10 protein-coding genes and 1 pseudogene are annotated in these 10,010 nt (G+C 67.6%); 8 read left to right on the top strand and 3 right to left on the bottom strand.

All coding sequences use genetic code 11. The features are described from left to right. Nucleotides 1-16 precede the first annotated feature (16 nt). From OS124_RS0112265 to OS124_RS0112255, 3 genes are all read right to left on the bottom strand, one after another. Entirely contained in the window at nucleotides 17-985 is a 969-nt protein-coding gene (locus tag OS124_RS0112265) for a DUF808 domain-containing protein (protein WP_010139951.1), read from the bottom strand. A 78-nt stretch (nucleotides 986-1,063) separates the two neighbouring features. Then, on the bottom strand, nucleotides 1,064-1,606 hold the full coding sequence (locus tag OS124_RS0112260) for a sugar O-acetyltransferase (protein ID WP_010139950.1): 543 nt from the start codon (nucleotides 1,604-1,606) through the stop codon (nucleotides 1,064-1,066). Beyond that, nucleotides 1,603-2,382 carry a 23S rRNA (adenine(2030)-N(6))-methyltransferase RlmJ gene (locus OS124_RS0112255; protein ID WP_010139949.1) on the bottom strand — a complete coding sequence of 260 codons (780 nt, stop codon included), beginning with the start codon at nucleotides 2,380-2,382 and terminating at the stop codon, nucleotides 1,603-1,605. Before OS124_RS0112255 ends, OS124_RS0112260 begins: the two co-directional genes overlap by 4 nt. A gap of 224 nt (nucleotides 2,383-2,606) precedes the next feature. Between OS124_RS0112255 and OS124_RS0112250 the strand changes: the two genes are divergently transcribed. The 8 genes and pseudogenes from OS124_RS0112250 to OS124_RS0112215 form a co-directional block, all read left to right on the top strand. After that, on the top strand, nucleotides 2,607-3,653 hold the full coding sequence (locus OS124_RS0112250; RefSeq protein ID WP_010139948.1) for a rod shape-determining protein: 1,047 nt from the start codon (nucleotides 2,607-2,609) through the stop codon (nucleotides 3,651-3,653). 70 nt (nucleotides 3,654-3,723) lie between these two features. Continuing rightward, nucleotides 3,724-4,671, top strand: coding sequence for a rod shape-determining protein MreC (mreC, locus tag OS124_RS0112245; RefSeq protein ID WP_010139947.1), 948 nt, complete (start codon nucleotides 3,724-3,726; stop codon nucleotides 4,669-4,671). Next, nucleotides 4,664-5,212: a hypothetical protein gene (locus tag OS124_RS0112240; protein WP_010139946.1), complete on the top strand. Its 549-nt coding sequence runs from the start codon at nucleotides 4,664-4,666 to the stop codon at nucleotides 5,210-5,212. The genes mreC and OS124_RS0112240 overlap by 8 nt, the downstream gene beginning before the upstream one ends. Then, a complete protein-coding gene (mrdA, locus tag OS124_RS0112235) occupies nucleotides 5,209-7,152 on the top strand; it encodes a penicillin-binding protein 2 (protein ID WP_010139944.1) in 1,944 nt (647 codons plus the stop codon). The genes OS124_RS0112240 and mrdA overlap by 4 nt, the downstream gene beginning before the upstream one ends. Next, the gene (gene rodA / locus OS124_RS0112230; RefSeq protein WP_010139943.1) at nucleotides 7,149-8,288 is read left to right on the top strand and encodes a rod shape-determining protein RodA; all 1,140 of its coding nucleotides are present in this window, start codon (nucleotides 7,149-7,151) and stop codon (nucleotides 8,286-8,288) included. Before mrdA ends, rodA begins: the two co-directional genes overlap by 4 nt. A gap of 309 nt (nucleotides 8,289-8,597) precedes the next feature. Next, nucleotides 8,598-8,981 (top strand): 50S ribosomal protein L19, encoded by a 384-nt coding sequence (gene rplS, locus OS124_RS0112225; protein ID WP_010139942.1) that lies wholly within the window; start codon nucleotides 8,598-8,600, stop codon nucleotides 8,979-8,981. Between the two features lie 11 nt (nucleotides 8,982-8,992). Continuing rightward, nucleotides 8,993-9,214: a 50S ribosomal protein L31 gene (gene rpmE, locus OS124_RS0112220; RefSeq protein WP_010139941.1), complete on the top strand. Its 222-nt coding sequence runs from the start codon at nucleotides 8,993-8,995 to the stop codon at nucleotides 9,212-9,214. A 144-nt stretch (nucleotides 9,215-9,358) separates the two neighbouring features. Next, nucleotides 9,359-10,010, top strand: a pseudogene (locus OS124_RS0112215) (hypothetical protein); the annotation flags it as partial.

Genomic DNA, 10,010 nt, shown 5'->3' with positions numbered 1-10,010 from the left:
AGACTGTCGAGCGGGGTCAATGGGTGGCTCCGCCGCGACCCGGGAAGAGGTCGCGCAGGCCGGACCAGACCGTCACGATGACCGCACCACAGGCCAGGCCGACCACGCCATCCAGCGCCGCCGTCACCAGCCATTCCACCGCGCTCTGCCAGCCGGCCGAGACCCCTGCGGCAGCGGCAACCGCGACATGGTGGATCGCCTCGTAGGGCCAGTGCCAGCCGAGATCATGCAGCCCGTGCACGATGATCGAGCCGCCGACCCAGATCATCGCCGCCGTGCCGACGATGGTCAGCAGCTTCAGCAGGAAGGGCATGCCGCGCACGATCATCCTGCCCAGCCAGCGGGTCAGCCCCAGACGCCCCGAAGAGGCCATCAGCAGGCCGAGGTCGTCGGCCTTCACGATCACCGCCACGGCGCCGTAGACCACAAGCGTGATCAGCACGCCTGCCACGGCCAGCGCCCCGGCCTCGATCCAGAAATCCAGCTCGGGCGGCAGGGCCGAGAGGGTGATGGTCATGATCTCGGCAGAGAGGATGAAATCGGTCTTGATCGCGCCAGAGACCTTCTGCTCTTCCAGCCCGATCTCGCCATGGGTCTTCTTCTGCACCTGCTCTTCGACATCATGGTGCGCGGGCGAGAGGACATGCCAGATCTTCTCGGCCCCTTCGAAGCACAGGTAGCCCCCGCCCAGCATCAGCAGCGGAGAGATCAGCCCCGGCGCGAAGGCCGCCAGCAGCAGGGCGACGGGCAGCAGCAGCACCAGCTTGTTGAACAGCGAGCCCCGCGCGATCTTCCAGACGATCGGCAACTCCCGCGCCGCCGAGAAGCCCTGCACGTATTTCGGCGTCACCGCGGCATCGTCGATCACCGCCCCGGCGGCCTTGGAGGAGGCCTTCACCGCCTGCCCCACCACGTCATCCACCGAAGAGGCCGCGACCTTGGCAATCGCTGCCACGTCATCGAGAAGCGCCAGAAGTCCGCTCATGAGGTTCCCTTTCCTGCCTGCCGGGAAGATAGCGTGGCCGCCGCGACAGACCACGGGAAAGTTTCGCGAAACCAGCGCCTAGCGGGGCCGTGCCGGCACCCCGGTGACGGTCGTGCCCGGCGCCACGTCGCGGGTCACCACGGCGCCCGCGCCGATGATCGCGCCATCGCCCACCGTCACCCCGCCAAGGACTGTGGCACCACCGCCGATCCAGACGTCTTCGCCCAGGGTGATGGGGCGGGCGATCTCCTGGCCTTCGCCGCGCAGCTTCGGGTCGTGATGGTGCTCGGGGCACAGCAGCTTGACCTGCGGGCCCAGCATACTGCGTGCGCCGATCCGCACCGGCGCGCTGTCCAGCACCACGCAGCCCACGTTCAGGTAGACCATCGGCCCCAGGAACAGGTTGAAACCGTAGGCGCAGTGGAACGGCGCCTCCAGATAGGCGCTGTCGTCGAAGGCGCCGCACATCTCGCGCAGCAACGGGCCGCAATGGCCGCGCTCGGCGGGGGGCAGGTGGTTGTGCTGCCAGACCGCCTGGCGGGTGACACTGCGCAGGTCATCGACCTCGGGGTCCAGGGTGTTGAACCACTCCCCCGCCTGCATCTTCTCGAACTCTGTCATGCGATCTCCCCGAAGGCGCGCGCGAGTCGGGCCGCCTCCTCCTCGGTGCCGAAGGGGGTGTTGGCGATGAACATGCCGGAGCCGACCATGCCGTGACCGGGACGCACCGGCGGGAACGAGACTTCGGATTTCAGCACCTTGGGCAGCTCAAGCGCCTGGAGCGCGGCCAGCATGTCGCGGTGGCGGCCGTCCTTCAGGATCGGATACCAGATCGCCAGCACGCCGACGTTCCAGGCGCGGTGCACCTGGCGGATCACCTGCGGCACGCGCTCGTACTCGGTCTTCACCTCGTAGGAGGGGTCGATCAGCAGAAGGCCCCGGCGCGGCTCGGGCGGGGTCAGCGACAGCGCCATCTCGTAGCCGTCCTGGCGGTAGACCTTCGCCCGCCGCCCCATGGCTTCGGCCAGCGCGGCCTGTTCCTGCGGGTGCAGCTCTGCCAGATGCAGGGAATCACCCTCGCGCAGAAGTTCGGAGGCGATCATCGGAGAACCGGGATAGGCCGTCGCCCCTTCGCGCGCCCGGATCCGCCGCAGCACCTGGGCATAGGGGTGTTCGGCAGGGAACAGCCCCGAGAGCGCCCCGATCCCGGCCTCGGCCTCGCCTGTTTTCAGCGCCTCGGGGGCGGACAGGTCGTAAAGCGCCCGGCCCGAGTGGGTTTCCAGGTAGCTCAGCGGCTTGGGCTTCTCGGTCAGCCGCGCCAGCATCACCGCCAGAAGCGCATGCTTGTGCAGATCGGCGGGATTCCCGGCATGATAGATATGTTGATAGGACAGCATGGCCTTCCGATACGCCCTGCCCGCCGTTCGGGCAATCCCCCGAGCTGCCCGCCCCCCGGCCGCCCGAGGAGTGATGATTGACGATGCAAACGACGGTTCCGTGGCGAAATGGCGCTTATCAACACCCGAGGCCCCCTTTCCTCGCGCGCGGGCACTGCCTATAAGGCGAACGATAGACAGCCCCGGGGGGACGGAGTTGTCGGGTAACGATATCGGGACAGGACATGGGAATTTTTGACAAGATGCCGGGGCTCTTTTCCTCGGACATGGCCATCGACCTCGGCACGGCGAATACGCTGGTCTACGTGAAAGGTCGGGGCGTGATCCTGTCAGAGCCCTCGGTGGTTGCCTATCACGTCAAGGACGGCGTCAAGAAGGTGCTGGCCGTGGGGGAGGATGCCAAGCTGATGCTGGGTCGGACGCCCGGCAGCATCGAGGCGATCCGGCCGATGCGCGAAGGCGTGATCGCCGACTTCGACGTCGCCGAAGAGATGATCAAGCACTTCATCCGCAAGGTTCACAAGCGGTCTACCTTCTCGAAGCCGAAGATCATCGTCTGCGTGCCGCATGGCGCCACCCCGGTTGAAAAGCGCGCGATCCGCCAGTCGGTGCTGTCCGCGGGCGCCCGCCGCGCCGGGCTGATCGCCGAGCCGATCGCCGCCGCCATCGGGGCCGGCATGCCGATCACCGATCCGACCGGCAACATGGTCGTCGACATCGGCGGCGGCACTACCGAGGTGGCCGTCCTGTCGCTGGGTGACATCGTCTATGCCCGCTCCGTCCGCGTCGGTGGCGACCGCATGGACGAGGCGATCATCAGCTACCTGCGCCGCCAGCAGAACCTGTTGGTCGGTGAATCCACCGCCGAGCGCATCAAGACCTCCATCGGCACCGCCCGGATGCCCGACGACGGCCGTGGTGCCTCGATGCAGGTGCGCGGACGCGACCTGCTGAACGGCGTGCCCAAGGAAACCGAGATCACCCAGGCGCAGGTGGCCGAGGCGCTGGCCGAACCGGTGCAGCAGATCTGCGAAGCGGTCATGACCGCGCTGGAAGCCACCCCGCCGGACCTGGCCGCCGACATCGTCGACCGTGGCGTGATGCTGACCGGCGGCGGCGCCCTGCTGGGCGACCTGGACCTGGCCCTGCGCGAGCAGACCGGCCTTGGCGTGTCCATCGCTGACGAAAGCTTGAACTGCGTGGCCCTCGGCACCGGCAAGGCGCTGGAGTATGAAAAGCAACTGCGTCACGCGATTGACTACGACAGCTGAGCCGATCAGGCTTGGCGCCTGAGAGACGGGGCCGGGCTACGGCCCGGCTCTTTTGCTTTCCGGGGGCTAGATGGCCAGGGACAGAACACAGGACGAGGATTATCTCACCCCGCTCCGACGGCTGATCCTGTCGGTGATCCTGCTCGTGCTGGTCGCCATCTTCCTTGTCTGGCGCATCGACAGTCCGCGGGTCGAACGCTTCCGGGCCCAGGTCATCGACCAGGTGGTGCCGCAGATGGACTGGGCCATGGCGCCGGTACACGGCGCGGTGAACCTGGTGCGGGATTTCCAGAGCTACCAGCGCATCGTCCAGCAGAACCAGGAGCTGCGCCGCGAGTTGCAGCAGATGAAAGCCTGGCGCGAGGCCGCATTGCAGCTGGAACAGGAAAACGCCCGCCTGCTGGATCTCAACAACGTGCAGCTGGATCCGCGGCTGACCTATATCACCGGCGTGGTTATGGCCGACTCGGGCTCTCCGTACCGGCAATCGGTATTGCTGAACATCGGCGCGCGGGACGGCATCGTCGATGGCTGGGCGGCAATGGACGGAATCGGCCTGGTGGGCCGCATCTCGGGCGTCGGTCAGAAGATCAGCCGGGTGATCCTGCTGACGGATACCTCGTCGCGGATGCCGGTGACGATCCAGCCCTCCGGGCAGACCGCCATGGTGGTGGGCGACAATACCGCCGCGCCCGCGCTCGACTTCATCGAGAACAGCGATCTCGTGCGCCCGGGCGACCGGGTGGTCAGCTCGGGCGATGGCGGGGTCTTCCCGGCCGGGCTGCTGGTCGGACAGGTCGCCGAGGACAAGCAGGGCCGCACCCGCGTCCGCCTCGCCGCCGACTACGAGCGGCTGGAGTTCCTGCGCGTGCTGCGCCATCTCGGCACCGAGCGGCTGAGCGAGCCCGGAGGGCTGATCGCCCCCGAGCAGCCCCTGCCCCTGCCCGAGGCCGGTGCCCTGTCCCCGGACATGTCTCCCGAGACCGCGCCGCTGGCGGCAGGGGGGGCCGATGGCTGACCCGATCCGCGCCTCGGCTTCGCGACGCTGGGCCCTGCGTGCCGCCTATGCGGTTCTGTGCCTGGCGCTGATCACCCTGTCGCTGCTGCCCCTGCAGACGGTGCCCCGGCTCTGGGCCGGGCCCGATCTGCTGCTCGGCCTGACCATGGTCTGGTCGCTGCGCCGCCCCGAGCTGGCGCCACTGCCGCTGATCGCCGGGATCTTCTTCCTGTCGGACCTGCTGCACATGCGGCCGCCGGGGCTGATGGCCGCGCTGGCGACCTTCACCGTCTATCGCATGCAGCGCCGGTCGCGGCACATGCGCGACCGCTCGTTCATGGCCGAATGGATCACCGGCTCTCTCGGCATCGGGCTTGTCCTGCTGGGCTACTGGCTGGCGCTCGGCCTGTTCTTCCTGGATCGGCCACCGATGCCGGTGCTGCTGACCCAGCTGGTCACCACCGTTCTCACCTACCCGCTTCTTGCCGGGCTGTCGGCGGCGGTCTTCGGCCTGCGCCGCGCCGCCATGGGCGAGGTCGACAGCCTGGGGCACCGCCTATGAGCCGCAATCCACGTGATACCCAGGGCAGCAGCCGCAAGATCACCCGCCGCGCCGCCGTGCTGGGCGGGGCGCAGCTTGGCTTCATGGGGATCCTCGCCTTCCGCATGCGCCACCTGCAGGTCGACCAGGCCGACCAGTTCCGCATGCTGGCCGAGGAGAACCGCATCAACATGCGCCTGATCCCGCCCTCGCGCGGCGAGATCTTCGATCGCAACGGCCTGCCCATCGCCCGCAACGAGCCGGCCTACCGGATCACCATCGTGCGCGAGGACGCCGGCGACGTCGAAGCAGTCATCGCCCGGCTGGCGCGGCTGATCCCGCTGGACCCTGCCGACATCGACCGCGCCATGTCCGAGATGAAGCGCTCGGCCCCCTTCCTGCCGATCACCCTGGCCGAGCGGGTCAGCTGGGAAGACGTCAGCAAGATCGCCGTCAACACCCCTGCCCTGCCCGGCATCACGCCGGACGTGGGCCTGTCGCGCTTCTATCCACTTGGCAAGGACTTCGCCCATGTGGTGGGCTATGTCGGCCCGGTCTCGGACTACGACCTGTCCAAGATCGACGACCCCGACCAGCTGCTGCGCATCCCCCGCTTCCAGATCGGCAAGGTCGGGCTTGAAGCCAAGATGGAAGAACAGCTGCGCGGCTCTGCCGGCACCCGTCGGGTCGAGGTCAACGCCGTCGGTCGCGTGATGCGCGAGCTGGACCGCCAGGAGGGCGAGCCCGGCGCCAATATCCAGCTGACCACCGACGTGATGCTGCAGAACTACGTCCAGGCCCGGCTGGGCGACGAGAGCGCGGCGGCCGTGGTCATCGACACCACCAACGGCGACCTGCTGGCAGTCGGCTCGGCGCCGTCGTTCGATCCCAACCTCTTCGTCCGCGGCATCTCGGTCAGCGACTACCGGGCGCTGACCCAGAACGATCATCGCCCGCTGGCGGCGAAATCCGTGCAGGGCATCTACCCGCCCGGCTCGACCTTCAAGATGGTGGTCGCACTGGCCGGCCTCGAGGCCGGGGTGATCGGCCCCGAGGACACCTATTGGTGCGGTGGCTACCTCGAGGTCTCGAACCGGCGTTTCCACTGCTGGAAGCGCGGCGGGCATGGCCACATGAACGTCACCGGCGCGCTGCGGGAAAGCTGCGACGTCTATTTCTACGAACTGGCCAGCCGCGTCGGGATCGAGAAGATCTCGGACATGGCCAATCGCCTGGGGCTGGGCATCCGCCACGAGCTGCCGCTGTCGGCAGTGGCCGCAGGCCTCGCCCCGACCCGCGCCTGGAAGCGCGAGGTCCATGGCCAGGACTGGCTGATCGGCGACACGGTCAACGCCTCCATCGGCCAGGGTTACGTGCTGGCCTCGCCGCTGCAACTGGCGGTGATGACCGCGCGCATCGCGACCGGCCGGATCATCAATCCGCGGCTGATCAAGTCCATCGACGGCATCGAGGAGCCCTCGGGCTCGGGCGAGAGCCTGGGGCTGAACCCGCGGCATCTCGCCATGGTGCAGGGCGGCATGTACGAGGTCTCGAACAACCGGAAGGGCACCGGCTACGGCGCCCGCATCATCGCCGAGGACATGCGGATGGCCGGCAAGTCGGGCACCAGCCAGGTGCGCAACATCACTGCCGCCGAACGCGCCGCCGGGGTGACCTCGAACGAGGACCTGCCCTGGAACCGGCGTGACCATGCGCTCTGGGTCAACTTCGCGCCCGTCGAGAACCCGAAGGTCGCCGTCGCGGTGGTGGTCGAGCACGGCTCGGGCGGCTCTTCCGTGGCCGCCCCCATCGCCCGCGACATCACCCTGCAGGCGCTCTACCAGGGCGACCCGCCGCTGGACGCCTACCCCTCGAAGGACCGGGACCGCATCGCCGAGCAGCAGGAGCGCCTGCGCGCCCTGCGGCCCGACCTCAGCCGCGAGGCGAAGAGCCGCGCATGAGCTATCTCGAGTATGCCGTAAAGACCACGCCTTCGGGCTTCCGCAAGGTCCTTTACCTGAACTGGCCGCTGGCCCTGCTGCTGACCGCCGTCGCCTCGGTCGGCTTCCTGCAGCTCTACTCGGTCGCCGGCGGCAGCTTCAGCCCTTGGGCCGAACCGCAGATGAAGCGCTTCGCCATCGGACTGCTGGCGATGTTCATCGTCGCCATGGTGCCGGTCTGGTTCTGGCGCAACATCTCGGGCCTGGCCTATGGCGTCTCGCTGCTGCTGCTGGTCTTCGTCGAGTTCTTCGGATCGGTCGGCATGGGCGCCCAGCGCTGGATCGACCTTGGCTTCATGCGCCTGCAACCCTCGGAGCTGATGAAGATCGCGCTGGTGATGTTCCTGGCCGCCTATTACGACTGGCTGCCGACGCGGAAGGTCAGCCACCCGGTCTTCGTGATGATCCCCGTGGTGATCATCCTGCTGCCGACCTTCCTGGTGCTGAAGCAGCCCGACCTCGGCACCGCGATCCTGCTGCTGACCGGAGGCGGCGCGGTCATGTTCCTGGCCGGAGTACACTGGGCCTATTTCGTCAGCGTCATCGCCGGAGCCGTCGGCCTTGTCTGGGCCGTTTTCGAAAGCCGGGGCACCGACTGGCAATTGATCAAGGATTACCAGTTCCGCCGCATCGACACCTTCCTCGACCCCTCGAAGGATCCGCTGGGGGCGGGCTATCACATCACCCAGTCGAAGATCGCCCTCGGATCGGGCGGCTGGACCGGGCGGGGCTACATGCAGGGTACGCAATCGCGGCTGAACTTCCTGCCCGAGAAGCACACCGACTTCATCTTCACCACCCTGGCCGAGGAATTCGGCTTCATCGGGTCGGTCTCGCTGCTGGCCCTCTATGCGCTGGTGCTGGTGTTCTGCGTCTCTTCGGCGATGACCAACCAGAACCGCTATGCCTCGCTGCTGACGCTGGGCATCGCCACGACCTTCTTCCTGTTCCTCTCGGTCAACATGTCGATGGTCATGGGGCTGGCGCCGGTGGTCGGCGTGCCGCTGCCGTTGGTCAGCTACGGCGGCTCGGCAATGCTTGTTCTGATGCTGGCCTTCGGCCTGGTGCAGAGCGCCCACGTCCACAAGCCGCGATAGGGACCGCGACAGGGGCCGAGACAAGAGCCAGGATAAGATCCGGGGCAGGATGCGCCGCGACCGCTTCGCCCTTGCCCCGTTGACCGAATTCCCCTATACGCCGCGCATCCGGGGCCGGAATCGGCCAGCCGGACCTGTCGCATATCGTTCATGGCCCCGCTTCTTCGGCGCGGTCGGGCGGCGGCAGGCACCAGAAAACGGCGACCTGTACCTCCGCCGGGCTGCATCACGCGGGACCCGGACGAAGAGCGGAGCTCTGGGGCGGCAATCACCTTCGCGGAGCAACCGCGAGCAGATAGGAGACATGCGATGGACCTGATCGCACAGCTGGAAGCCGAGCAAATCGCTTCCCTGGGGAAAGAGATCCCCGACTTCAAGGCCGGTGACACCATTCGCGTCGGCTACAAAGTGACCGAAGGCACCCGTAGCCGCGTTCAGAACTACGAAGGCGTCTGCATCTCGCGCAAGAACGGTTCGGGCATCGCCGGCTCGTTCACCGTCCGCAAGATTTCCTTCGGTGAAGGCGTGGAACGTGTGTTCCCCCTCTACTCGACCAACATCGACAGCATCGAGGTTGTGCGCCGTGGCCGCGTCCGTCGCGCCAAGCTGTACTACCTGCGCTCGCGTCGTGGCAAATCCGCACGTATCGCGGAAGTCACCAACTACAAGCCCAAAGCAAACGCAGAAGCCTGAGGACAGACGTCATGAAAAAGGATACCCATCCCGACTACCACTTCATCGACGTCAAGATGACCGATGGCACCATCATCCAGATGCGTTCGACCTGGGGCAAGGAAGGCGACACCATGTCGCTGGACATCGACCCCACCGTGCACCCGGCCTGGACCGGTGGCTCGTCGCGTCTGATGGATGCCGGCGGTCGCGTCTCGAAGTTCAAGAACAAGTACGCCGGCCTGGGCTTCTGATCGCCCCCGCCAGTTGCGTTACGGAAGGGCTCGCCATCGGCGGGCCCTTCTGCTTTCGGGCCGGCCCTGGCTGAACGGCGTGACAGGGGCCGGGGATGCCCCGGGCTTGCCCCGCCCCTCCGACAGGTCTAGGCCGGGGCGACGATGCCCGATGCAGGCCCGATGATGACCCCGCTGATCCTGACCGCTGCCCTTGTCACCGGCGCCCTGCTCTGGCTGCCCGCGCTGCGGCGCCACGACAGCTGGCGGGCGATGATCACGCCGCTGGCCTCGATCATCGGCTCGGGCTTCCTGGTTCTGGGGCCGATCCTGGCCCATGGCTACGGCACCTGGGCCCCGCTGGCCATGGCGCTGCTCTGCCTCGCCGCCTGGGGCTTCGGCGCCGCCATCCGCGCCAACATCGCCCGCATCGGAGACGCCCCCGCCCCCGCCTCGCTGCCCGAACAGGTCGCCTCGGCCCTGCTGGCCTTCGCCTATGTGATCTCGGTCGCCTACTACCTGAACCTCTTCGGAGCCTTCGCGGTCGAGCTTTCGCCCTGGCAGGGACGCACCCCGGCGCGGCTGGTCACCACGGCGGTCTTCGCGGTGATCCTCGGGCTGGGCTACGGGCGCGGCTTCACCATGTTGGAGCGGGCCGAGTACCTGACCGTCACCCTGAAGCTGGCGATCATCGCCGGGCTGCTGGCCGGGCTGGCCCTGTTCTTCACAGGCACGGCCCGTGCCGGCGCGCTGATCCTGCCTGACCCCGCCCAGCAGGGCCTCGGCGTGCTGACGCTGGGCTTCGGTCTGCTGGTCA

This window comes from Oceanicola sp. S124 (genome assembly GCF_000220565.1).
Taxonomy (GTDB): Bacteria; Pseudomonadota; Alphaproteobacteria; order Rhodobacterales; family Rhodobacteraceae; genus Pseudooceanicola.
Note: the sequence above shows the minus strand (reverse complement) of the source record. Positions and strands in the feature narration are given on the sequence as shown.

What these genes read in the sequence shown, in the direction of transcription:
- OS124_RS0112265 (WP_010139951.1), bottom strand. Translation starts at nt 985, where the DNA reads ATGAGCGGACTTCTGGCGCTTCTCGATGACGTGGCAGCGATTGCCAAG.
- OS124_RS0112260 (WP_010139950.1), bottom strand. Translation starts at nt 1,606, where the DNA reads ATGACAGAGTTCGAGAAGATGCAGGCGGGGGAGTGGTTCAACACCCTG.
- OS124_RS0112255 (WP_010139949.1), bottom strand. Translation starts at nt 2,382, where the DNA reads ATGCTGTCCTATCAACATATCTATCATGCCGGGAATCCCGCCGATCTG.
- OS124_RS0112250 (WP_010139948.1), top strand. Translation starts at nt 2,607, where the DNA reads ATGGGAATTTTTGACAAGATGCCGGGGCTCTTTTCCTCGGACATGGCC.
- mreC (WP_010139947.1), top strand. Translation starts at nt 3,724, where the DNA reads ATGGCCAGGGACAGAACACAGGACGAGGATTATCTCACCCCGCTCCGA.
- OS124_RS0112240 (WP_010139946.1), top strand. Translation starts at nt 4,664, where the DNA reads ATGGCTGACCCGATCCGCGCCTCGGCTTCGCGACGCTGGGCCCTGCGT.
- mrdA (WP_010139944.1), top strand. Translation starts at nt 5,209, where the DNA reads ATGAGCCGCAATCCACGTGATACCCAGGGCAGCAGCCGCAAGATCACC.
- rodA (WP_010139943.1), top strand. Translation starts at nt 7,149, where the DNA reads ATGAGCTATCTCGAGTATGCCGTAAAGACCACGCCTTCGGGCTTCCGC.
- rplS (WP_010139942.1), top strand. Translation starts at nt 8,598, where the DNA reads ATGGACCTGATCGCACAGCTGGAAGCCGAGCAAATCGCTTCCCTGGGG.
- rpmE (WP_010139941.1), top strand. Translation starts at nt 8,993, where the DNA reads ATGAAAAAGGATACCCATCCCGACTACCACTTCATCGACGTCAAGATG.